We start from the raw sequence: 21,251 nt of genomic DNA, 5'->3' as shown, positions 1-21,251 counted from the left end.
GGACGGGGTGATCATCGAGTGACGGGGCAGGTAGCGCTGGTCGGACTCGGCGAGATCGGGCTTGGTGCACATCTGCCGGCCCTGCTCCGTTCCGAGCGGCTGCGGTTGGTGGCGGTTGCCGATCCCTCGTCCGACCGGCGGCGGCTCGCGGCCGAGGTGCTCGAACGGCACGGCCGGACCGACGTGGTGATCCACCAGGACCTGGAGCAGGTGCTCGCGGAGGGGCCCGACGGCGTCGTGCTGGCGACGCCGCCGTGGGTCACCCCCGATCTGACCGTACGGATCGCGCGGGCCGGCCCGGCCGTGCTGGCCGAGAAGCCGGTCGCACCGTCGATCGAGGACGCCGAGCTCTACGCGGTGCTGCACGCCGCCGAGCGGGCTCGGATCCAGGTCGGCCTGACCTATCGCCACGATCCGGCCCTGGACGAGTTGCGGACCTTGATCACCGACGGCGCACTGGGGGATCCGCTGCTGGTCCGGGCCGCGATCTACGACGAGCTGGCCCACGGCGATCATGATCATGATCGGTTGATCACCGAAACCCTGCAGCACGGCTCGCCGGTGATCCACGAGGGTGCGCATGTCTTCGATTGGCTGAGCAGCCTGTTCGGCGGGGTGGGGGAGATCGAGGACGCCTGGGCCACGACCACCCGGCCCGGCCTGGCCGCGCCGAATCTGATCGGCGGCCGGCTGACGTATCCGGGGGCGACGGTGCTGCTCGAGTTCGGCTGGTTCACGCCGGCCCAGCCGCGCTGCGAGTTGATCTTCTTCGGCGACGGCGGCCTGGCGACGTTGGACGGTGGCAGCTTCGACCTCACCGTCGAGCTGGCCGGCCGCGAACCCGTACGCCATCGGTTCGAGCCGGACCGGGGGACCCGCTGCTTCGACCGGCAGGTCGACCGATTCGCCGACCTGCTGGCCGGCGGCACCGCCGAGCCGAGCCTGGACGACGGCATCGCGGCCCTGATCACCAGCCAGCGCCTGCAGCAACGCGCCCTGGCTCCTTCGTTCCCTGAGCCTGTCGAAGGGCAAGCCCGTTCGTCCCCGGAGGCTGATGGATCGGACTTGCCCTTCGACAAGCTCAGGGAACGAAGTGGCTTGCCCTTCGACACCGACAGCTCTTTGGCAGACTCCGGATCGACCGCCCCGCCGGCCGGGGCCGACGACGCGACGAGGAGCGAGCGATGACCGTACGACGCTGGGCCGAGACCGACCGCGCGACGCTGACCCGGATCCTGCCGGAGGCGCTGGTGCTGCTGCCGATCGGCGCGACCGAGCAGCACGGCCCCTTTCTGCCCACCGGCACCGATCACTTGCTGGCCGGCGAGGTCGCCGCCCGGGCGGCCGACCGGGCGGCCACGGTGCTGGGCACCGACCTGGTGATCACGCCGACCCTGCCGGTCGGCGCGTCCGATCACCATCTGCCGTTCGGCGGCACGCTGTCGATCACCCCGGCGACGTTGATCACGATGCTGACCGAGATCCTGTCCTCGATCGTGGCCAGCGGCGGCGTCCGGGTGTTGATCATCAACGGGCACGGCGGCAACATGGGCGGCTGCGCGGCGGCGGCCGCGGCGGCCACCAATGCCGCCCCCGGGCTGACGGTCGGTCACCTCGACTACTGGGCGGCCGGCGGTGCCGATCGCGACCGGTGGTCGGTCCGCCGCTCCTGCACCGGCCCGGTGCCGGGCCATGCCGGCGAGTTCGAGACGGCGATGATCATGGCCGTCCGGCCCGAGCTGGTGCTGGACCGGCCGATCCGGTCCGACCCGCCGACCGCGGGCTCGATCTCAGGCGGAGCGGCGATCCACGGATCGGCCGTCTGGAAGGCGATCGACGGTTACACCGACCATCCGGAGCGGGCCACCGCCGCGCAGGGCCAAGAGCTCCTCGACGAGCTGGTCGCCGCGACCGAGGCCGCCATCATCGGATTGGCACAGATCGAATTGGCACAGGAGGAGTCCGCAGAGTGATCGACTTCCACACCCACACCCCGGCCTGGGAGACCGCCAGTTGGCTCGGCGGGGCGACCTTCGGCGCGGCCGAATTCGTCGACTTCATGGATCAGTCGGCGATCGATCAGGCCGTGGTGCTCAGCCACGACGGGCTGTTCAACTCCACCCCGCAGGCCAATGAGGCCCTGGCCGAGTTCGTCGCCGCATTCCCGGATCGCCTGATCGGCTTCGGCTCCTACAACCCGCGCCGGCCGGAGGCTCTGGCCGAGACCAAGCGCAGTTTCGCCGAGCTCGGGCTGAAGGGGCTCAAGCTGCATCCCTGGCTGCAGGGGTTCAGCATGCACGAGCAGATCCTCGATCCGATCATGGAAGTCGTCGCCGAACACTCCGGCATCCTGCTCTGTCACGACGGCACGCCGCCGTATTCGACCGCGGGCCAGATCGCCGCGCTGGCCCGGCGGCATCCGACCGTGCCGGTGATCCTCGGCCATGCCGGCCTGCACGACCTGTGGCGGGAGTCGCTGGCGTACGCCAACGCCACCGACAACCTCTACATCTGCATCTGCGGCACGCCGCCGTACGCGGCCCGGGAGATCTGCCGCCGCGGCGCGCCGGGCAAGGTCCTGTTCGGCACCGACGCGGGGCTGTCCGACAAGGCCAGCCAGGACTATGCGCAGGCCCGCGTCGCCGAGATCGATCACTGGGGGATCACCGCCGCGGAGAAGCAGGCCATGTTGATCGACAACCCCGCCAAGCTGTTGGAGCGCCTCCCATGATCGTTGATGTGCACTGTCACACCCCGACCCACACCCATGAGGTGCCGGAGGAGGACTTCAAGTCGTTCAGCGCCTGGCGGACCGACCGGGACGTGATCACCTCCAACACCTGGGCGGACTTCGATCAGGCGATCGAGCCGGCCGATGTGGCGATCGTGTTCAACATCGCCGCCGACGATCCGCTCGCCTCGACCGGGCTGTCCTACAAGCCGGAGGACACCAACACCGCGACCGCGGCCTACGTCGCCTCCCGGCCGGACAAGGCGATCGGTTTCATGTCGGTCAACCCGACCAAGCCCGGCGTCTGGGAGGAGGTCGAACGGGCCCGCTCGCTCGGGCTGGTCGGCGTCAAGCTCGGCGCCAACTACCAGGAGTTCGAGCCGCTGGGCGAGCCGGCGATGGAGTTCTACCGCTACTGCGAGCGGGAGGGGCTGCCGATCCTGTTTCACCAGGGCGCCTCGCCGATCCGGCACGCGCCGCTGCGCTACACGTTCCCGCTGGTCACCGACGAGGTCGCGATCGCGTTCCCGGAGCTGCGGATCGTGATGGCGCACATGGGGCATCCGTGGGCGCGGGAGACCGTGGTCACCATCCGCAAGCATCCGCACGTGTACGCCGACGTCTCCTCGATCTACCTGCGGCCGTGGGTGCTGTACGAGTCACTGCTGTTCGCCACCGAGTGGGGTGCGGCCGGGAAACTGTTGCTGGGTTCGGATTTCCCGATCGCCACCACCGGTGAGGCGATGGCGGGGCTGCGCCGGGCCAACGACATCGTCGAGGGGACGAAGTTCCCGCGGATCCCGGAGGACGTGATCGAAAACATCATCAACGCCGACGCGCTCACCGCGCTCGGGCTGGCCGATCCGAGGAGGACCCGCTCATGATCATCGACGCCCACGTCCGGATCGGGCAGCACCGCGAGTGCTCGCTCGAGGTCGCCGAACTGTTGTCGATCATGGACGAACACGGCATCGACTGGACCATGATCGCGCCCAGTGAGGCCCAGATCGCGATCGCCAATCGGGCCGGCAACGACGCGACCACGGCAGCCGCGGCTGCCTCGGACGGCCGGCTGATCCCTTATGCCGTGGCCAATCCGTGGCTGGGCGAGGAGGCGCTGGCCGAGCTGGAGCGGGCCCGGGCCGCCGGCGCCCGCGCGCTGGCGGTCGACTCCAGCCTGCAGGGCTTCGACCTGCTGGACGGGCTGGTCGATCCGCTGCTGGCCTACGCCGAGTCGGTCGGCTGGTTCGTCTACGTCCGCACCGGCACGCCGCCGGGCCACCTGCCGATGCCGCTGGCGCTGCTGGCCCGTCGCTATCCCGGCCTGTCCTTCCTGATGGGCCGCAGCGGCGCCACCGACTTCTGGATCGACGCCGCGCCGGCGCTGCGGCACGCGCCGAACCTGTACGCCGACACCAGCTACGCGCCGTGGGACACGGTCCTGTCCGAGTTCGTCCGCGATCCGGAGATCGGCGCTTCCCGGGTGATCTTCAGCACCGATCTGCCGTACGCGACCGCGGCCGGCGAGGTGAAGCGGATCAACGACTGGCCGATCCCGGCCGAGGACAAGGCGGCGGTCAGCGGCGGGACGCTGGCCGGGCTGCTTGACGGGTCCGCCCGCGGGAAGGACTGAGCCGAGATGACCATGATCGCGTCCAAGAGCCGGACCCCGGTCGAGGCCTCGGCCTTGATCCGCGGCGTCTCGCCGGTGCTGGAGGTGCCGTTCACCGATGACGGCGAGGTCGCGTTCGACGACTTCCGCCGGGTGGTCGGCTACGTCCTCGACACCGGCGTCAGCAGTGTCATGTTCCCCGGCTTCGCCGGCGAGTTCTACAAGCTCTCCGAGGAAGAACGGCGCCAGCTGACCGAGGTGTTGATCAAGGAGGCGGCGAGCTATCCGGATGTCGCGGTGATCGCCGCGGTCCAAGATCACGCGACCCGACTGGCGGTGCACCGGGCCCGCTGGTCGGTCGACGCCGGCGCGGATGCGATCAACCTGCTGCCGCCGCACCTGCTGGCGCCGTCGGCGGCGGCAATCGAGGCGCACCTCCGGGCCGTGCTCGCGGCGGTGCCGGACACGGCCGTGGTGCTGCAGTACGCGCCGACCGAGACCGGCACCAGCCTTGATCCGCAGGGCCTGGCCGGCCTGGTCCGTGATCATCCGAATCTGGCCCTGGTCAAGGTCGAGTCGTCGCCGCCCGGCCCCTACATCGCCGAGCTCGGCCGGCTCGACCCACCGATCCTGGCGGTCGAGGGCTACGCCGGGGTGCAGTTGCCGGACGCGTTCCGCCGCGGCTGCGTCGGCACCCAGCCGGGCTGCTCGTTCACCGAGCTCTACCAGGAGATCTGGGGCCGGTTCGCCGCCGGTGATCTCGACGGCGGAGACCGGCTGCACGCCCGGTTGCTGCCCTACATCTCGTACTGGATGTTGGACACGGAGCGGATCATCGCGACCGAGAAGATGATCTCCTTCCGGCGTGGCCTGATCGGCAGCCCGTACTGCCGGCCGCCGCGGCACGAGTTGGACGGCGAGGATCTGGCCATGATCGACCGGTTCCTGGCCGAATTCGACGACCTGCTGCCGGCGCTGGACTGAGTGTTCCGCGCCGGCGTGTTGCGGGTCGGTAACAGCGGCCGGACATTCCCCGAATCGCTTGCGGAGCCGATCCGCTCGGCGTAGTGTGCTCGGTATTCTGGATACGTTTACGACATTCTGAAAATAGATCATTCGGAAGATGATCGCCACAGTGCAGTCAGCGAGAGGGGGAGACGATGAGAAGGCGGGAACTCTTATTCGGTGCCGGGGCCATCGGGGCCGGGTTGGCGCTGTCCGGGTGCAATTCCGGCGGCAACGCAGGGCCGACCGACGCGCCGAAGGCCGAGGACTGGCGGTCCGAGGTGACCGGCGGACCGATCGAGGTCGGCGTACTGACCGCGAAGGGGACGCCGGGCCTGGCCTATCTTGATCAACTGGCGAAGAAGATCGAAGCCGAGATCGCCGGGTCCAAGATCACGCTCACCTTCGCCAACACCGAGGCCCGGCCGGCCCTGGAGCAGCGCTGGCGTGGCGGTGACGGGCTCGACGTCGACTACGGCATGTTCGACGGGACCAACCCGGCTCAGCTGGCCTGGGCCGACGACGGCCTGCTGCTCGACCTGCGGCCGTACCTGGAGCAGAACGACCCGACCTCGGGCAAGCCGTGGCTGGACAACTTCTCGCCCGCCGCGCTGGGCTTCATGACCCACCCGGAGAGCCAGAAGATCTACGGTGTGCCGACCGAGCTGTCGACCCAGGTGCTCTTCTACAACGCCAAGCTGTTCACCGAGAAGTCGATCACTCCGCCGACCACCTGGACCGAGGTGCTGGCCGCGGCCGAGGCGCTCAAGGCGGCCGGCGTCGACCCGATCGCGGTCACCGGTCTGTTCCAGCCGTACATGGGCATGTGGTCGGACAACCTCTGGCTGCGCACGGTCGGCTGGGAGAAGGCGAACCAGGTCCTGGTCGGCGGCGAAGGCCACATCACCGAGGATCCGGGCTTCCTGGCCGGGCTGCAGCACGTGCAGGAGTTGCGCGACGGGGAGTTCTTCATCAAGGGCTTCCAGGGCACCGACTTCACCCCGGCGCAGGCCCTGTTCTTCCAGGGCAAGGCCGGGATGATCTTGATGGGTAACTGGCTGGTCAGCGAGATGAAGGACGTCATCCCGGAAGGCTTCGAGGTCGGCGTGCTGCCGTTCCCGGCGGTCGACGGCGGCGCCGGTGATCAGAAGGCGCTGATGGCGGCCGCGCAGTTGATCTCGATCAACGCCGAGAGCGAGAACCAGGGCATGGCCCTGACCTGGGCCAGCCGGGTCACCAGCGTCGAGGTGCAGACGGAACGGGCGACCAAGCTCGGCGACCTGTCCGCCGTGCGCGGGGTGCCCAGCCCGGACGGCGTCACCGGCATCGACAAGATCATCAGCGAGGCGTCGACCCTGGTGCCGCGCGAGTTCTCGATGAGCGGGACCAAGGTGTACGAGACGGTCTACGCCGAGATCGCCCGGCTGTTCTTCGGTGAGCAGGACGCGCCGCAGACGATCGAGCGGTTGGACGCGGCGCTGCGCAAGCAGCACAAGAACTGATCATGTTCGCCAAGGCCCAGCGTCGGATCATCATCCCGTTCCTGCTGCCGGCCCTGGTGCTGCTCGGCACGTTCTTCCTGTATCCGTTGGGCCGGACCGTGGTGATCTCGCTCAGCGAGTATTCCCGGACCGGCCGCTCCAAGCTGGTCGGGATCGAGAACTACCTGGCAGTGTTCGGCGACGGCCAATATCTGACGTCGCTGCGCAACGCGATCCTGCTGGCGGTGATCGGCGGCTGCATGCTGTTCCCGCCGGCGATCGCCGTCGCCTGGGCGTTCCACCACCGGCTACGGGGTGAGCGGATCTTCCGGTTCCTGATCTTCTCGCCGGTGGTGCTCTCGGTCGCCGTGGTCGCCCTGATGTGGAAGTTCATCTTCCATCCGACCCTCGGGTTGATCAATCCGGCGTTCGCCACGATCGGGCTCGGTGAGCTGATCCCGGTGCTGCTCGGCGATCCGCGGACCGCGCTGTCGGCGGTGGCCTTCGCCGCAGTCTGGCACGGCATCGGGATCTGGATCATCCTGATCTCGGCCGGCTTCTCCCGGCTGCCGAACGAGGTGCTCGAGGCCGCTCGGATCGACGGGGCGGGGGAGTGGCAGGTCTTCTGGCGGATCATGCTGCCGATGATGAGCGACCTGTTCCGGGTGCTGATCGTGCTCTGGTTCGTGCAGAGTCTGCAAGCCTTCGCGTTCGTCTTCATCATGACCGACGGCGGCCCGTTCGGCTCCACCGAGATCACCGCGACGCTGATGTACCGGACCGCGATCGATCAGGCCGACTACGGTTACGCCGCCGCGATGGGCATCGTCCTGGTCGCGATCCTGCTGGTGGTGGCGCTGGGGCTGAACCGGCTGTTGAAGCGAGATGATCTTGAGTACTGACACCGTGAGCGACCCCGTCACCGCGACCGCCCCGGCCCGGACCAGCCGCCGGGCGCGGCAGCCGCGCGGCGATCTTGCCCCGTTCCGGACCTTCCACCTGATCTTCTACCTGATCATGGGGATCGGCAGCGCCTCGGCGATCGGCGCGTACGTCTGGGTGCTGAACGCCTCGCTGAAGACGAACACCGACTTCATCGGCACCTCCCCGTTCGCACTCACCGCGACCTGGTCGTTCGGCAACTTCGCCGAGGCCTGGCGCAGCGCCGGCGTCGCCACCTATTTCGGCAACAGCCTGCTGGTCGGAGTCGGGGCGACCGCGCTCGGCGTCGGTCTGTCCGTGCTGGCGGCCTATCCGCTGGCCCGGATCCGGTTCCGCGGCTCGGCGATCATCCTCGCCGTGTTCGTCTCCGGCCTGATGGTGCCGTGGATGGTGACCTTCATCCCGCTGTATCTGACCCTGCAGGATTTCGGGCTGCTGGACACCCAGCTCGGTTTGATCTTGGTGTATGCGACCTACAACCTGCCGTTCAACATCTTCGTCATGGTCGGCTTCATGAAGACCCTGCCGCGGGAACTCGAGGAGGCCGCCGCGGTCGACGGCGCCGGCCCGGCCGCGACGTTCGTCCGGGTGATCGTGCCGCTGCTCGGGCCGGGCATGGCCTCGATCACGATCATCAGCTTCCTGAACAATTGGAATGAGTTCTTCTACGCCCTGGTCTTCATCTCGACGCCGGAACGGATGACCCTGCCGGTCGGCCTCTGGCAGCTCAACCAGGCCGCGACCTACGGCAGCCAGTGGGTCACCCTGTTCGCCGCGATGATGATCACCGTGCTGCCGGTCCTGATCGTCTTCGCCTTTCTACAGAAGCACATCACCCGCGGCCTGACCGCGGGGTCGTTGAAGTAGCGACGCCGGCCGCCGGCTCCGGATCCGGGCGGCGGCCCTGGCCGCTCGCCGCTGCCGGGCGATGCGGCGGGCCAGGCGTTCCTGCTCCCGGGCCTGGACCAGCTCGGCGTAGAGCTGGTTGGGCAGGTCGGTGCTCGTCAGCTGGTCGAACATGATCAATCTCCTCGTTCTCCTGCGGTGGATGCTCGTACCACTACGCTAGGAAAGTGGAACCGGGAAGAGAATGAGCCACTGACGGCAGATCAGGCCTTCCGCGTTCCGGGCGAAAGGAGTTTCAGGGTGAAGACTTTCCAGGCGTCCGAGATGGACGAAACCGACTGGCGGATCCTCGGTGAGCTGCAGGCCGACGGCCGGCTGTCGTACAAGGAACTCGGTCGCCGGGTGCACCTGTCGGCGCCGGCGATCGCCGAGCGGGTGCGGCGACTGGAGTCGGCCGGGGTGATCGCCGGGTACGGCGCCAAGGTCGATGCCGGCCGGGCCGGGCAGCCGCTGCTCGCCTTTCTGCAGTTGCGCTGCCGGCCCGCGGACTGTCTGCTTCGCACCACCACGGCCGAGGACTTTCCGGAGGTGGTGGAGGTGCACAAGCTGTCCGGCGAGCACTGCACCATGCTCAAGGCGCGCGCCACCTCGCTGGCCCATCTCGAGGGCCTGATCGAGCGGCTCGGCGTGCACGGCGACATGCGGACCCACATCGTCCTGTCCACCCAGTACGAGGGCCGCCCGGTGGAACGGCAGCCCGAGGACCGCCCGATCACCACCGCCGAAGGCTGGTCCGGCCGGACCTGAGGCCAGTCGCCGGCCGGGCGAGGATGAGCAGTCCGATCATGGACAGGGCGATGCAGCTGATCATGAGGATCGCCATCGGGATGGCGGTGTGTTCGCCGCCCAGGCCGGCCAGCGGCGCGACGGTGCCCGCCGCGAGCCACTGCACGAACCCGAGCAGTGCCGATCCCGTGCCGGGATGCGCGGGCACCTCGGCCGAGGCCAGCGCGCCTCCATTAGGACCGATCAGTCCTTGGGCCGTCATCAGGACGAAGAACGCGATGATCGCCACCGGCAGCGGCGCATCGAACCAGAGGGCGCCGACCAGCATGGCGATCCCGGCGCCGAGGGCGGCGAACTGACCGGCGGCGACGATCTTGCGGGTGGCGATCCGGCCGGCCAGCCGGGCCGCGACCAGCGCGGCCACGGTCATCCCGCCGGCGTTGGCGGCGAAGTCGATCGAGTACGCGATCGGGGTCAGCCCGTTCATCGACTGCAGCACGAACGCCGAGGTCGCCACGTAGGCGAACACCGCGCCCATCGAGGATCCGCTGACCAGCACATAGCCGACGTAGCGGCGGTTGCGCAGCAGCTCCCGGCCGGCCCGCGCGAAACTGCGCAGGCCGCCGCCGTGCCGGTGACCGCGCGGCAGGGTCTCCGGCACCGCCGCCAGCACGGCGATGATCATCGCCACCCCGAGCACGGCGACGGCCCAGAACGACACGCGCCAGTGCGACACCTGCAAGATCAACGCGCCGAGCAGCGGGCCGACGATCGGAGCGATCCCGCCGACCGCGGCGATCACGTTGAGCACGCGGATCAGCCGGGCGCCGGTGGCGAGATCGACGATCACGGCCCGGCCGATCACCATGGCCCAGCCGCCGGCGAACCCCTGGAAGAACCGGGCCACCATCATCACCGTGATCGTCGGCGCGACCGCGCAGGCGACCGAGGCGATCGTCATGATCATCACTCCCGCCAGTAGCGGCAGCCGCCGGCCGCGCTGGTCGGAGACCGGGCCGCCGATCAGTTGGCCGAGCGCCATCCCGACGAAGAACGTGGTCAGCGTCAGCTGGACCTGGGTCGCGGTCGCCACCAGCTCGCCGGCCACGGCCGGGAAGGCGGGCACGTACAGGTCAGTGGCCAGTGGGGCGGTCGCCGTCAGGAACACCACGGTCGCCACCAGGCCCGCGGTCACGCCGGCCGGCCGGCGGTCCGGCACCGCGACCCTGGCCAGCCGGGCGGCGGGATCGGTCACGGTTGCAGCAGCACCTTGATCGCCCGGCGTTCGTCCATCGCCCGGTAACCCTCGGCCGCCCGGTCCAGCGGCAGCTGAAGATCGAACACCCGGCCGGGATCGATCGTGCGCTGCCAGATCCGCTCCATCAGGTCCGGCAGGAACCGCCGCACCGGGGCGGGGCCGCCGTGCAGCTGGACGTGGGTCATGAAGATCTGATCACCGGTGATGGCGACATCGTGGAGGACGCCGACGAAGCCGACATGGCCACCGGGCCGGGTGGCGCCGATCGCCTGCATCATCGACTGCTGGGTGCCGACGGCCTCGACCACCGAGTGGGCGCCGAGCCCGTCGGTCAGCTCCTTGATCTTGGTCGCGCCGGCCTCGCCGCGCTCCTCGACGATGTCGGTCGCCCCGAACTCCCGGGCCAGAGCCTGCCGGTCCGGATGCCGGGACATGGCGATGATCCGCTCAGACCCCAACTCCTTGGCCGCCAGCACCGCCAGCAGCCCGACCGCGCCGTCGCCGACCACGGCCACCGTCTTGCCCGGACCGGCCTCGGCGGCCACCGCCCCGAACCAACCCGTACCCAGGACGTCGGAGGCGGCCAGGAAGCTCGGCACAAGATCATCGTCGGGCACCTCCGGCGTCGCCACCAGGGTGCCGTCGGCCAGCGGGACCCGCATCCGCTGCGCCTGGGCGGCGCCCGAGGTGCCCAGCACCTCGCGATGGAGGCAACTGGTCTGATAGCCGGCACGGCAGATCTCGCAGGTGTTGTCGGAGGCGAAGAACGAGCCGACCACGAACTGGCCGGGTTTGATCAACTTCACCTCGGCACCGACCTCTTCGACGATGCCGGCGTACTCGTGCCCCATGTGAAGCGGCTGGTTCACCGGGTCCGCCCCGCGGTAGGGCCACAGGTCGGATCCGCAGATGCAGGTCGCCGACAACCGGATGATCGCATCGGTCGGCTTCAAGATCATCGGCTCGGCAACCTCGTCGACCCGGACATCGCCGGGGGCGTGCATCACCACACCACGCATGACAGAACTCCTCGAGAATCGGTAGGGCAGGACCGGGATTCGCACCGGTCATGACTTCCAGACAACTAGTTCCGGCCGAATTCCGGGAGTCCCTGTCAAGGGGTGTACTGACAGGGCATCCCTGATCCGATCGACCGGGACTAGCCTCGGCATCATGGACAACCGGGCCGAGGTGCGTGAGTTCCTGATGTCGCGACGGGCGAAGCTCACCCCGAAGCAGGCCGGGGTGCCCGCCGGCACCCAGCGGCGGGTGAAGGGCCTGCGCCGGTCCGAGGTCGCGCTGCTCGCCGGGGTCAGCGTCGAGTATTACGCCAAGCTCGAGCGGGGCGCGATCGGCGGTGCTTCGGCGTCGGTCATCGACGCGATCTCGCAGGCGCTGCAACTCGACGACACCGAACGGTCCCACCTGCTCGATCTGGCCCGCGCCGCCGACGGGATCCCCGCTTCGGGCCGGGCGCGGCGGCGGGCGACCGGAAACCCGGCCACGCGGCCCAGCCTGCATTGGGCCCTCGGCGCGTTCACGGACGGGATCGCGATCGTCCGGGACGCCCGCCACGACCTGCTGGCCACTAATGATCTTGGTCGCGCCTTCTACTCTCCGGTGATCGGGGACGGCGGCCGGACGCCGAACCTGGCCCGGTTCCAGTTCCTCGACCCGGCGTCGCGGGATTTCTATCCGGATTGGGATCTCTTCGCCGAGATGTGCGTGGCGATCATGCGCGCCGAGGCCGGCCGCGACCCGCACGACAAGGGCCTGCAGGATCTGGTCGGCGAGCTCTCGACCCGGAGCGAGCTGTTCCGCCGGCTCTGGGGATCGCATGATGTGCGGACTCACGGGACCGGCACGAAGCGGTTCAACCATCCCGTCGTCGGTGAACTCACCCTCGTCTACGAGGAACTCGCGATCACCGCCGAGCCGGGCCACATCATGCTGCTCTACACCGCCGAGCCGGGCTCACCCTCGGCCGACCGGCTCCGGCTGCTCGGCTCCTGGGCCGCCGATCAGCTGGCCGGCGATACCCGCTGACCGCTCGCCCCGGAGTCGCGGATCAGCTGCAGGAGGGGGAAGGGCCGGCCTTGTTGATCGAGTTCGGAGCGGCCGACCTGGATGAATCCCTTGGCCTCGTAGAAGCGCCGGCCGGTCGGGTTCTGTTCGTTGACGTCGAGCCGCAGGGTGGGGAACTCGCGGCCCACGTCCTCGAGCAGGGCGGTGCCGAGGCCGCGGCCGTGCACGGCCGGATCGACGAAGAGCATGTGGATCTCGCCGTCGTCCTGGGCGATGAACCCGAGCGGCGTGTCCGTCGCGTCCACGGCGACGCGGAGATCGTTCATCCTCGGCAGGAAGCCGGCGACGAGGTCGGACAGCTCGTCGATGTCGGTCGCGGAGAGAAAGTCGTGCGTGGCCTGCACCGCCGCCCGCCAGATCACCAGCAGCCGCGGCACGTCCTCCTCGCGTCCGGTCCGGATCGTCACGTCCGCCACCGGACCATGATCATCGAGGTCACTCCGGAGGGCGGCGAGGGCGACGTAGGCCCGGTCGCGGTGATCGGCGAGGGCCTGGCGTTGATCACCGGGAGTCGCGCGATAGCCGCCCGACGTCTTCAGCCCGAGATCACCGGCGGCGACCCGTTCGGCCAGGGAGGGCGGCACGGCGAAACGTTCACCGTACTGAGCGGTCAGGGGTGCGTACGAGGCGGCGTAGACGTCCAGACCGGCGATGTCGGCGATCTGGAACGGGCCGAAGAACGGCAGCCGGTAGCCGAAGGAGTTGCTCACCACCAGGTCGACCTGCTCGGGCGTGGCCAGACCCTCCTCGACGATCGCGGCGGCCTCACGGAACAGGGCGAACTGCAGCCGGTTGGCCAGGAAGCCGGGGACGGCCGGGACCCGGACGGTGATCTTGCCGGCCCGGGTCAGCACCCGCTCGGCCAGCGCCAGCGCGTCCTCGTCGTCGCCGGCCAGCTCCACCAGCGGCAGGAACGGGGCCGGGTTGAACCAGTGCGCGGCGATGAGCGGCTGCGACACGACCTCGGCCAGCGGGGCCAGCGGCAGCGACGACGTGTTGGTCGCGATCACCGTGTCCGCCCGCGCCGCGGCGCCGATCGCGGCCAGGGCGGTCCGCTTGATCCCGACATCCTCCGGCACGGCCTCGCTGACGTAATCCGCCTCGGCGACGGCGTCCGCGATCGACTCGGCGGCGATCAACAATTCGGGCACCCGGCTTGCGGCTTCGGAGTCGACCAGACCGCGCTCGGCATACTCCGCCACGCCGGTGATCAACGCGTCCCGCAGTCGTCGGGTCGTGCCGGCGTCCACATCGGCGATCCGGACCCGGAAGCCGGCCAGGGCCAGCGACTGGGCGATCCCGCCACCCATGTAGCCGCCGCCGATCACGGCCAGATTCTCCTGCGGTGCCTCGGTCATCTGATCGTGTAACCCCCGTCGATGAGCAGTGTGTGGCCGGTGATCAGTCCGGCCATCGGCCCGGCCAGGAAGGCGACCGCGCCGACGACGTCGATCGGTTCGCCGAACCGGCCGAGCGGGATCCGGCCGAGCAGCTCGGCCGCCCATTCCGGCCGGGACAGCGTCGACTCGGTCAGCTCGGTGCGGATCCAGGTCGGCGCGATCGCGTTCACCCGGATGCCGTGGGAACCCCATTCCAGGGCCAGGGTCTTGGTCAGGTTGTCCAGCGCCGCTTTCGAAGCGCCGTAGACCGAGCGCTCCTCGATCGCCACTGTCCCGGTCTGCGAGCCGACGTTGATCACGGCGGCTGCCCGGCCGGACTCGATCCAACGCCGGCCGAAGGCAGTCGTGAGGAAGAAGGTGCCGCGCAGGTTGGTGGCCATCACCGCGTCGTAGTCCTCGACCCGGACGTCCACCGCGGCCTCGGGCACGTTCATCCCGCCGTTGTTGATCAACAGGTCGACGTCGTCCAGCCGCTCGGCCAGCTCGGCGAACGTCTCCGGCCGGGTCAGGTCGAGCACGCACGGCGCGGTGCCGTACCGCTCCGCGATCTTGTCGGCCGCACCGGCCGAGCGGGACGTCCCGTACACGGTCGCGCCGAGCTCGGCCAGGCCGTCGGCGATGGCCTGCCCCAGCCCCCGGCTCGCACCGGTGACCAGGGCCGTCCGCCCGGCCAGCGAGAAGTCGATCATGGACGATCGGGGTCCCAGTCGTAGGAGTAGGAGCCGAACTTGGCCGCCCGGACATCGCCCGACCGGGCATGCCCCTCGAACCGCTCGGTCCGCGAGGCCCGGCCGCAGACCTCGCCGAGCAGAGCTGACGACGCCGGATCGGTGACCTCCTGATAGGTGACCGTGCGCAGATACTTCCCGACCCAGAGCCCGCCGGTGTAGCGCGCCGCGCCCCGGGTGGGCAGCACGTGATTGGTGCCGATCACCTTGTCACCGTAGCTGACACACGTCCCCTCGCCGAGGAACAGGGCACCGTAGTGATGCAGCTCGGTCAGCGCCCGGCGCGGCTCGGCGGTCAGGATCTCGACGTGCTCCGACGCGTAATGATCACCGAGCCGCCACGCGTCGGCGAGGTCGGCGACGACATGGATCGCACCATGATCACGCCAGGCCGGCTCGGCGAAGTCCCTGGTCGGCATGCCCGGCAGGATCCGGTCGATGTGCTCGAGCACTCGGTGGCCGAGCTCCTCCGACGTGGTGATCAGGATCGCGGGGGAGTCGGGGCCGTGCTCGGCCTGGCTGAGCAGGTCGACCGCCACCAGATACGGATCCGCCTGATCATCGGCGATGATCAAGATCTCGGTCGGCCCGGCGAGCAGGTCGATGCCGACCCGGCCGAACAACTGCCGCTTCGCCTCGGCGACATAGGCGTTGCCCGGTCCGGCGATCAGGTCGACCGGAGCGATCGTCTCGGTACCGATCGCCAGCGCGGCCACGGCCTGCACACCACCGAGCAGCAGGATCTCGTCGGCGCCGGCCAGCTGCATCGCGGCGATCGTCGCGTCGGGGATCTCGCCCTTGATCGGCGGGGTCGCGGCGACGACGCGCTCGACGCCGGCCACCTTGGCGGTGACGATGGTCATGTGGGCCGAGGCCAGCAGCGGATACCGGCCACCCGGCACGTAGGCCGCGGCCGCCCGGATCGGCACATTCTTCTGACCCAGGTGGACGCCGGGCAGGGTCTCGATCTCGAAGTCGGTCAGCGACTCCAACTGCCGCCGGGCGAAGGCGCGCACCTGGTTCTGGGCGAACGTGATGTCCTCGATCACCTGCGCCGGCACGCGGGCCACGATCTCGTCGATCTGCTCGGGGCTGAGCCGGAAGCTCTCCGGTGACCAGTTGTCGAACTTGGCCGAGTAGTCGGCGACGGCGGCGTCACCGCGCTCGGCGATGTCGTCGATCACCGCCTCGACCGTCTGCCGCACCTGCGGATCCCCGCCGCGCGGTGCCTGGCCGACGGCCGGCTCCTTCAGCAGGGTCGAGTCGACCGGGAAGCCGGCCTGCCGGCCGGTGGCGTGTGTTGTCGTCATCAGTGATTCTCCTCTCGCCTTGACGCGAGTGTATACGTATACACTCCGAGTTGTCAGAACTGAGTTGTGCCATGACACAACTCAGTTCTGACAACTCGGCGGGGGAGTCAGGCTACGAGGTCGGCGTAGTCCTGGTGTTCGGCGATGAACTCGGCGGTGAAGGGGCACTCGGGGACGACGCGCAGGCCGCGACTGCGGACGTCGTCGAGGGCGTGCCGGGTGATCCGGGCGGCGATGCCGTTGCCGCGGAACTCCGGCTTCGTGCCGGTATGCACGATAATCATGGTCTGGTCGCGCATCGAATACTCGACCACGGCGGCCAGCTTTCCCTCCAGCCTCGCCTCGTAGCGGGAGGACCGGTCATCCCGGCCGAACTCCAACCGATCGAGATCGATCGTGCTCATCGGGTCTGTCCTTCCAGTCGTCCATGATCGCCGGCGGCCTCGAGCCGGCGGCGGGTGTCGGGCCATTCGGAGCGCAGCATCGAATACTGCACGGTGTCGCGCCAACTGCCGTCGGGCCTGATCCGGTGATGCCGCAGCACCCCCTCCTGGGTCGCGCCGAGTCGCTCGATCGCCGCCTGGGAACGAGTGTTGCGGATGTCGGTGTGCCAGACCACCCGCTCCGCCTCGAGTCCGTCGAAGGCCCGGCCGAGCATGATCAACTTCGAGTCGGTGTTGATCCCGGTGCGCCAGTGTCGGCGGGCGATCCAGGTGTGCCCGACGGCCAGCGCCCGGGTCTTCGGCTCGATCTCGTAGAAGGAGGTGGTGCCGACGAGTTCGCCGGTCTCCCGCAGCCGTTGGGCGTACGCGATCCGGAGCGGGTCGGCCAGCGCGGCGGCGATGATCGTGATCACCTCGGCCCGCGAGGTGGGCGGCCGGAACGACATGTTGGCCAGCACCTCGGCTGCGGTGGGCGCGTCCCCCAGCGCGGCGGCGTAGTCGTCCGCGTCGGCCTCGGTCAACGGCTCCAGCCGGAGCAGGCGGCCGGCCAGGGGGACCGGGAGAAACCAGTCGGAGACAGTGGTCATGGCCCTATTGTGTCCGGTGCGCGACGACGAAGACGCGGCGGAAGGGGAGCACGGTGCCGTGGTCCCGGGCCGGGTAGGCCTCGCGCAGCCGGGCCGTGTAGTCGGCGACGAACTCGGCGCGCTGCGGCTCCGGCAGCGACTGCAGCACCGGCCGGGCGCCGGTGCCGGAGATCCAGCGGAAGACCGGGTCGGGCCCCTCCAGGACATGCAGGTAGGTGGTCTCCCAGGCGTCGACCGTGAACCCGAGCCCGGCAAGATCATCGAGATACTCGGCCGCGGTGACGACCGGCCGCAGTTCGCTGCGTCGGGTCCAGTCGGCGAACCGCGGGTCGCGGGCAAGCTCGTACAGCAGCGTGTGGCTGGGCTGGTCGAAGTTGCCCGGCACCTGGAACGCCAGCCAGCCGCCACCGGTCAGCTGCTCGGCCAGCTTGGGCAGCAGGGCCCGGTGCTCGGGGATCCACTGCAGGGTTGCGTTGCTGATGATCACATCGACGGGGGCCGCCGGCTCCCAGTCCCGGACATCGCCAACGGCGAAGGAGAGTTGTTCGTCGGCGTACGACCGCGCCCGCTCGATCATCTCCGGCGAGGAGTCGATGCCGGTGATCGTCGCCGCCGGCCAGCGCTGCCGCAGCGAGGCGGTCAACTGGCCGGGGCCGCAGCCGAGATCGACGACCGTGGCCGGCTCGGCGCTGACGATCCGGCTGACGAGGTCGACGTACGGCCGGGACCGCTGGTCGGCGAACTGGAGATAGACAGCGGGATCCCAGGTCGGCATCGTGTACTCCTTGATCACGAAGTTATCTTGACATCAAGATATCAGGGCGATCAACGCGGCGACGAAGCGGTCCCGGTGGGGCGGGAACTCGGGCCGCGGCGGCTCCGGCGATCCGGCCGATTCCCTGGCCCCGGGCACCAGCCGGAGCAGCGCGTCGACGGTCCGCCGTTGGTGCGCCGGATTGTCGGGGATCGACCCGATCACCGCGACCGGGACGTAGAGCGTGGCCAGCTCGGCATCGGCGATGCCGCGCAGGGTTTCGCCGGCGAGGAGGTCCCCGACCACCCGCTCCGGGGCGCCGAGGCGGGTCAGCCGGTTCCTGGTGCCGGCGTCGACGGCCGGGTCGCCCGCGGTCGCCGGCCAGGCCAGGACGAGCCGGCCGACTGCGTCGGGGGTGTCGAGCGCGAGCCGTACCGCCGCGGAGCAGCCGTTGGATCCGGCGACGACCACCGCCCTCCGGTCGGGCAGCAGTCCGGCGAGGGCCCGGGCCTCCGTCCGCCAACTCTCCGGCCGCGCGGGCCGATCCGGGGCCGCGACCTGGAAGCCGGCGGCCGTCAGGCCCGCGCTGATTCCCGGGCGATGCCAGAAACGCTCGGCGTCCAGCTCGGCCCAGATCCCGCCGTGCAGCAGCACGACCGGCGCCGCGGGGTCGGAAGTCGACATCGCGCTCCCTCCTGGCGGGCTTCCCAGCGCGCGGGGGCCGCGCTCGGTAGGCTCGCCTCAGGAGCAGCAGACTAGGGTGCCGCGTTGGTTCGCGGCGCGACGCGGGGGATTCAAAGGGGGCCACCCCCTTTGGTATCGACCGAGTGAAGAGGGACACATGCCGACGACGACGAATGGCCCGGCCGAAACCCGGCGCCCTGGCTCGATCCTGATCCGCGTCCGAGGGGTGCTGCCTAATTTGCGGCCCGCCGAGCAACGCGTCGCGGAGGCCGTGCTGGCTGACCCGGCCGCGGTGTCGGAGAGTTCGATCACGGCGGTGGCCCGGCAATGCGAGACGTCCGAGACCACGGTGCTGCGGTTCTGCCGCGCGCTGGGCCTGGCCGGCTACCCCGAGTTGCGGATCGCGCTGGCCCGGGCGGCGCAGTGGGAGGAGTCCGGCCAGAACGGCGACGGCCCGATCACCGGCACGATCAGTGCCACCGACTCGCTCTCCGACGTGGTGCGTAAGATCACCCATGCCGACGCCCGGGCGATCGAGGAGACCGCCGCGGCGTTGGACCTGACCGAGCTCGAGGCCGCCGTCGAGGCCGTTGCCAAGGCCGGCCGGATCGACATCTACGGTGCCGGTGCCAGTGCCCTGGTCGGCCACGACCTGCACCAGAAGCTGCACCGGATCGGCCTGATCTCCTTCATCTGGCCCGATCCGCACCAGGCGCTGACCTCGGCTGCGGTGCTCAACCAGGGCGACGTCGCCGTCGGCATCTCGCACACCGGGACCACCGTCGACACGATCGACATGCTGGGCGTGGCCCGGCGGCGGGGCGCGACGACTGTCGCGATCACCAACTTCCGCGGTTCACCGATCGGCGAGGCGGCCGATCACCTCTTGATCACCGCGGCTCGGGAGACCACCTTCCGGTCCGGCGCCATGTCCAGCCGGATCGCCCAGCTGGCCCTGGTCGACTGCCTGTTCGCCGGGGTCGCCCAGCGCTACTACGACACGGCGATCGAGGCCCTGGAGAGCACGTACGCGGTCGTTCGTTCCCGGCACACCAGCAAGCGCCACTGACACCAACCGGCCGGGTCGCTGCCGGCTTCGCGCCGCGTACTCATGCTTCGGGGCATCTGTGGTGGGCGCGGAGCCGCGCTCGGTGGGGCGAGGGTGGGCATCGGGCGAGTCGGATGCGGGCGGCGCGTTCGACCTTCCCGCCGGCGGATTCGCCCGGCCCGCGGTGCGGGCCGCTTGTGAGGTGGTGCGGTCGCTCTTCGGCTGCTTCGCCCCACGTGCTCGTGCTTCGCCCCACCTGTTGCCGGCGCGAGGCCGCACAAGGTGGGGCGAGGGGGGGTGTGGACCGGTCGAGGCGGTGGTCTCGGTGGCCCGGTCAGTATTCGTCGCGGAGGCGCATCCACGCCATGGTGGGAGTCTGCGGCCAGCCGTCGGGCGAGTCCTCCCATTCCTCCTGCCGGCCGTACGGGGTCAGGTCGAGCAGGTTGAGGTCCAGCCGCAGCCGGTCCACGCCGCGGCCGTCGGTGTAATAGGAGCGGAACACCTCGTCGCCGTCGCGGAGCAGCACGCTCAGCCCGAAGCCGGGGCCGATGCCGAGGTCGGCGTCGAAGTCGCTGCCGCCGGAGGAGAACCAGGGCACGGTCCACCCGAACCGCCGCCGGACCACCTCGATCTCGTCCTGCGGGGCCGGCGCCATCAGGATCAGGCCGGTGTCGCGGGCGTTGAGGTGGGACTGGTCGCCGACGTTGTCGGTCCAGGAGGCACAGCCGTCGCAGATCCAGTCCTGCCCGGGCGCCATCATCACGTGATAGATCACCAGTTGCCGGCGGCCGGCGAACAGGTCGGTCAGGCCCACCGTACGGCCGTCCGGGGCGGTGAACTCGTAGTCGATGCGGAGCCGGACCATCGGCAGCCGGCGGCGCTCGGCGGCCAGCGCGTCGAGCGCCCGGGTGTGCTCCTTCTCCTTGACCAGCAGCGCGTCGCGTTCGGTCTGCCACTGCTCGGCGGTCACGACCTGTGGGCGAGCCATCAACGGTTCCTTCCCTCGGAGGTTCACGTCCTTCGACGGTAGCAAAGACGGTTCCTTAAGGGAACCTACTGCGCTAGGATCCGAGGATGCAGCGCACCAACTTCGGTGAGATGGCCTGCTCGATCGCCCGCACCCTGGACGTCATCGGCGAGCCGTGGTCGCCGCTGATCCTGCGCGACGTCTACGTCGGGATGACCCGGTTCGCCCAGTTGCAGGAGGATCTCGGGATCTCGCGCAAGGTGCTGACCGAACGGCTGAACTGGCTGGTCGACAACGGCGTGCTGGAACGGCGCGCCTACTCGCAGCGCCCGCTGCGGCAGGAGTACGTGCTCACCGTCAAGGGCACCGAACTGTGCGACCTGCTGCTGGTGATGGTGCGGTGGGGTGACCGCTGGACCGCCGGCGAAGCCGGCCCGCCGGTGTTGTACCGGCACCACGCCTGCGGCGAGATCAGCCACGTCGAACTGCGCTGTTCCGGCTGCGGCCAGCCGATGCGCGCGACCGACATCGACATCCTGAGCGGGCCTGGCTCGCCCCCGGACCCCGCCGGGAGTTGATCGGCG

At 69.8% G+C, this 21,251-nt stretch carries 24 protein-coding genes; 13 read left to right on the top strand and 11 right to left on the bottom strand.

All coding sequences use genetic code 11. From position 1 onward, the window contains the following. Positions 1-18: 18 nt before the first annotated feature. The 9 genes from FNH24_RS03425 to FNH24_RS03385 all read left to right on the top strand — a co-directional run bounded on the left by FNH24_RS03425 (position 19) and on the right by FNH24_RS03385 (position 8,638). Complete coding sequence (locus tag FNH24_RS03425) at positions 19-1,188, top strand: Gfo/Idh/MocA family protein (RefSeq protein ID WP_152360737.1); 1,170 nt, start codon at positions 19-21, stop codon at positions 1,186-1,188. Then, positions 1,185-1,973, top strand: a complete 789-nt coding sequence (locus FNH24_RS03420) for a creatininase family protein (RefSeq protein ID WP_152360736.1) — start codon at positions 1,185-1,187, stop codon at positions 1,971-1,973. The genes FNH24_RS03425 and FNH24_RS03420 overlap by 4 nt, the downstream gene beginning before the upstream one ends. After that, positions 1,970-2,731, top strand: a complete 762-nt coding sequence (locus FNH24_RS03415; protein WP_152360735.1) for an amidohydrolase family protein — start codon at positions 1,970-1,972, stop codon at positions 2,729-2,731. The genes FNH24_RS03420 and FNH24_RS03415 overlap by 4 nt, the downstream gene beginning before the upstream one ends. Next, entirely contained in the window at positions 2,728-3,615 is an 888-nt protein-coding gene (locus FNH24_RS03410; RefSeq protein WP_152360734.1) for an amidohydrolase family protein, read from the top strand. The genes FNH24_RS03415 and FNH24_RS03410 overlap by 4 nt, the downstream gene beginning before the upstream one ends. Further along, complete coding sequence (locus tag FNH24_RS03405) at positions 3,612-4,364, top strand: amidohydrolase family protein (RefSeq protein WP_152360733.1); 753 nt, start codon at positions 3,612-3,614, stop codon at positions 4,362-4,364. The genes FNH24_RS03410 and FNH24_RS03405 overlap by 4 nt, the downstream gene beginning before the upstream one ends. Positions 4,365-4,370: 6 nt before the next feature. Next, on the top strand, positions 4,371-5,327 hold the full coding sequence (locus FNH24_RS03400; protein ID WP_246186736.1) for a dihydrodipicolinate synthase family protein: 957 nt from the start codon (positions 4,371-4,373) through the stop codon (positions 5,325-5,327). Positions 5,328-5,503: 176 nt separating this feature from the next. Then, a complete protein-coding gene (locus FNH24_RS03395; RefSeq protein ID WP_152360732.1) occupies positions 5,504-6,850 on the top strand; it encodes an ABC transporter substrate-binding protein in 1,347 nt (448 codons plus the stop codon). Positions 6,851-6,852: 2 nt separating this feature from the next. Then, a complete protein-coding gene (locus FNH24_RS03390; RefSeq protein WP_152360731.1) occupies positions 6,853-7,731 on the top strand; it encodes a carbohydrate ABC transporter permease in 879 nt (292 codons plus the stop codon). Between the two features lie 4 nt (positions 7,732-7,735). Beyond that, on the top strand, positions 7,736-8,638 hold the full coding sequence (locus tag FNH24_RS03385; RefSeq protein WP_161605965.1) for a carbohydrate ABC transporter permease: 903 nt from the start codon (positions 7,736-7,738) through the stop codon (positions 8,636-8,638). Here the strand turns inward: FNH24_RS03385 and FNH24_RS03380 are convergent. Next, positions 8,591-8,791, bottom strand: a complete 201-nt coding sequence (locus FNH24_RS03380) for a hypothetical protein (protein ID WP_152360729.1) — start codon at positions 8,789-8,791, stop codon at positions 8,591-8,593. The two genes, FNH24_RS03385 and FNH24_RS03380, sit on opposite strands and share 48 nt — an antisense overlap. Positions 8,792-8,917: 126 nt before the next feature. On the opposite strand from FNH24_RS03380, the gene FNH24_RS03375 reads away from it, so the two are divergent. Beyond that, positions 8,918-9,424 (top strand): Lrp/AsnC family transcriptional regulator, encoded by a 507-nt coding sequence (locus tag FNH24_RS03375; protein ID WP_246186735.1) that lies wholly within the window; start codon positions 8,918-8,920, stop codon positions 9,422-9,424. Here FNH24_RS03375 and FNH24_RS03370 read toward each other — a convergent pair. Further along, entirely contained in the window at positions 9,390-10,658 is a 1,269-nt protein-coding gene (locus tag FNH24_RS03370) for a multidrug effflux MFS transporter (RefSeq protein ID WP_246186734.1), read from the bottom strand. The genes FNH24_RS03375 and FNH24_RS03370 overlap by 35 nt on opposite strands. Continuing rightward, positions 10,655-11,680 (bottom strand): zinc-dependent alcohol dehydrogenase family protein, encoded by a 1,026-nt coding sequence (locus tag FNH24_RS03365; protein ID WP_152360728.1) that lies wholly within the window; start codon positions 11,678-11,680, stop codon positions 10,655-10,657. Before FNH24_RS03365 ends, FNH24_RS03370 begins: the two co-directional genes overlap by 4 nt. 154 nt (positions 11,681-11,834) lie before the next feature. On the opposite strand from FNH24_RS03365, the gene FNH24_RS03360 reads away from it, so the two are divergent. Next, on the top strand, positions 11,835-12,707 hold the full coding sequence (locus FNH24_RS03360; RefSeq protein ID WP_152360727.1) for a helix-turn-helix domain-containing protein: 873 nt from the start codon (positions 11,835-11,837) through the stop codon (positions 12,705-12,707). On the opposite strand, the gene FNH24_RS31900 is transcribed toward FNH24_RS03360, so the two are convergent. The 7 genes from FNH24_RS31900 to FNH24_RS03320 all read right to left on the bottom strand — a co-directional run bounded on the left by FNH24_RS31900 (position 12,683) and on the right by FNH24_RS03320 (position 18,652). Beyond that, positions 12,683-14,104, bottom strand: a complete 1,422-nt coding sequence (locus FNH24_RS31900; protein ID WP_217428019.1) for an acetyltransferase — start codon at positions 14,102-14,104, stop codon at positions 12,683-12,685. The genes FNH24_RS03360 and FNH24_RS31900 overlap by 25 nt on opposite strands. Further along, positions 14,101-14,835 (bottom strand): SDR family NAD(P)-dependent oxidoreductase, encoded by a 735-nt coding sequence (locus FNH24_RS03345; RefSeq protein WP_152360726.1) that lies wholly within the window; start codon positions 14,833-14,835, stop codon positions 14,101-14,103. The genes FNH24_RS31900 and FNH24_RS03345 overlap by 4 nt, the downstream gene beginning before the upstream one ends. Then, positions 14,832-16,184 carry a histidinol dehydrogenase gene (gene hisD, locus FNH24_RS03340; protein WP_152360725.1) on the bottom strand — a complete coding sequence of 451 codons (1,353 nt, stop codon included), beginning with the start codon at positions 16,182-16,184 and terminating at the stop codon, positions 14,832-14,834. The genes FNH24_RS03345 and hisD overlap by 4 nt, the downstream gene beginning before the upstream one ends. A 107-nt stretch (positions 16,185-16,291) precedes the next feature. Beyond that, the gene (locus FNH24_RS03335; RefSeq protein WP_161605964.1) at positions 16,292-16,588 is read right to left on the bottom strand and encodes a GNAT family N-acetyltransferase; all 297 of its coding nucleotides are present in this window, start codon (positions 16,586-16,588) and stop codon (positions 16,292-16,294) included. Beyond that, complete coding sequence (locus FNH24_RS03330; RefSeq protein WP_152360723.1) at positions 16,585-17,214, bottom strand: GNAT family N-acetyltransferase; 630 nt, start codon at positions 17,212-17,214, stop codon at positions 16,585-16,587. The genes FNH24_RS03335 and FNH24_RS03330 overlap by 4 nt, the downstream gene beginning before the upstream one ends. 4 nt (positions 17,215-17,218) lie before the next feature. Next, positions 17,219-18,007, bottom strand: coding sequence for a trans-aconitate 2-methyltransferase (locus FNH24_RS03325; RefSeq protein ID WP_343031701.1), 789 nt, complete (start codon positions 18,005-18,007; stop codon positions 17,219-17,221). Positions 18,008-18,022: 15 nt separating this feature from the next. Further along, on the bottom strand, positions 18,023-18,652 hold the full coding sequence (locus FNH24_RS03320) for an alpha/beta fold hydrolase (RefSeq protein ID WP_152360722.1): 630 nt from the start codon (positions 18,650-18,652) through the stop codon (positions 18,023-18,025). Positions 18,653-18,878: 226 nt separating this feature from the next. Here FNH24_RS03320 and FNH24_RS03315 point away from each other — a divergent pair, with 226 nt between their 5' ends. Further along, positions 18,879-19,721, top strand: coding sequence for a MurR/RpiR family transcriptional regulator (locus FNH24_RS03315; protein WP_246186733.1), 843 nt, complete (start codon positions 18,879-18,881; stop codon positions 19,719-19,721). Between the two features lie 313 nt (positions 19,722-20,034). On the opposite strand, the gene FNH24_RS03310 is transcribed toward FNH24_RS03315, so the two are convergent. Further along, positions 20,035-20,688: a DUF899 domain-containing protein gene (locus FNH24_RS03310; protein ID WP_152360720.1), complete on the bottom strand. Its 654-nt coding sequence runs from the start codon at positions 20,686-20,688 to the stop codon at positions 20,035-20,037. A gap of 86 nt (positions 20,689-20,774) precedes the next feature. On the opposite strand from FNH24_RS03310, the gene FNH24_RS03305 reads away from it, so the two are divergent. Then, positions 20,775-21,245 carry a winged helix-turn-helix transcriptional regulator gene (locus tag FNH24_RS03305; RefSeq protein WP_152360719.1) on the top strand — a complete coding sequence of 157 codons (471 nt, stop codon included), beginning with the start codon at positions 20,775-20,777 and terminating at the stop codon, positions 21,243-21,245. Positions 21,246-21,251: the final 6 nt, after the last annotated feature.

Source organism: Microlunatus speluncae (assembly GCF_009299835.1).
In the GTDB taxonomy this organism is placed as follows: domain Bacteria; phylum Actinomycetota; class Actinomycetes; order Propionibacteriales; family Propionibacteriaceae; genus Microlunatus; species Microlunatus speluncae.
This window is presented reverse-complemented; position numbering and strand designations above follow the sequence as displayed.

What these genes read in the sequence shown, in the direction of transcription:
- FNH24_RS03380 (WP_152360729.1), bottom strand. Translation starts at nt 8,791, where the DNA reads ATGTTCGACCAGCTGACGAGCACCGACCTGCCCAACCAGCTCTACGCC.
- FNH24_RS31900 (WP_217428019.1), bottom strand. Translation starts at nt 14,104, where the DNA reads ATGACCGAGGCACCGCAGGAGAATCTGGCCGTGATCGGCGGCGGCTAC.
- FNH24_RS03360 (WP_152360727.1), top strand. Translation starts at nt 11,835, where the DNA reads ATGGACAACCGGGCCGAGGTGCGTGAGTTCCTGATGTCGCGACGGGCG.
- FNH24_RS03400 (WP_246186736.1), top strand. Translation starts at nt 4,371, where the DNA reads ATGACCATGATCGCGTCCAAGAGCCGGACCCCGGTCGAGGCCTCGGCC.
- FNH24_RS03345 (WP_152360726.1), bottom strand. Translation starts at nt 14,835, where the DNA reads ATGATCGACTTCTCGCTGGCCGGGCGGACGGCCCTGGTCACCGGTGCG.
- FNH24_RS03395 (WP_152360732.1), top strand. Translation starts at nt 5,504, where the DNA reads ATGAGAAGGCGGGAACTCTTATTCGGTGCCGGGGCCATCGGGGCCGGG.
- FNH24_RS03410 (WP_152360734.1), top strand. Translation starts at nt 2,728, where the DNA reads ATGATCGTTGATGTGCACTGTCACACCCCGACCCACACCCATGAGGTG.
- FNH24_RS03310 (WP_152360720.1), bottom strand. Translation starts at nt 20,688, where the DNA reads ATGGCTCGCCCACAGGTCGTGACCGCCGAGCAGTGGCAGACCGAACGC.
- FNH24_RS03320 (WP_152360722.1), bottom strand. Translation starts at nt 18,652, where the DNA reads ATGTCGACTTCCGACCCCGCGGCGCCGGTCGTGCTGCTGCACGGCGGG.
- FNH24_RS03330 (WP_152360723.1), bottom strand. Translation starts at nt 17,214, where the DNA reads ATGACCACTGTCTCCGACTGGTTTCTCCCGGTCCCCCTGGCCGGCCGC.
- FNH24_RS03305 (WP_152360719.1), top strand. Translation starts at nt 20,775, where the DNA reads ATGCAGCGCACCAACTTCGGTGAGATGGCCTGCTCGATCGCCCGCACC.
- FNH24_RS03365 (WP_152360728.1), bottom strand. Translation starts at nt 11,680, where the DNA reads ATGCGTGGTGTGGTGATGCACGCCCCCGGCGATGTCCGGGTCGACGAG.
- hisD (WP_152360725.1), bottom strand. Translation starts at nt 16,184, where the DNA reads ATGACGACAACACACGCCACCGGCCGGCAGGCCGGCTTCCCGGTCGAC.
- FNH24_RS03390 (WP_152360731.1), top strand. Translation starts at nt 6,853, where the DNA reads ATGTTCGCCAAGGCCCAGCGTCGGATCATCATCCCGTTCCTGCTGCCG.
- FNH24_RS03335 (WP_161605964.1), bottom strand. Translation starts at nt 16,588, where the DNA reads ATGAGCACGATCGATCTCGATCGGTTGGAGTTCGGCCGGGATGACCGG.
- FNH24_RS03405 (WP_152360733.1), top strand. Translation starts at nt 3,612, where the DNA reads ATGATCATCGACGCCCACGTCCGGATCGGGCAGCACCGCGAGTGCTCG.
- FNH24_RS03420 (WP_152360736.1), top strand. Translation starts at nt 1,185, where the DNA reads ATGACCGTACGACGCTGGGCCGAGACCGACCGCGCGACGCTGACCCGG.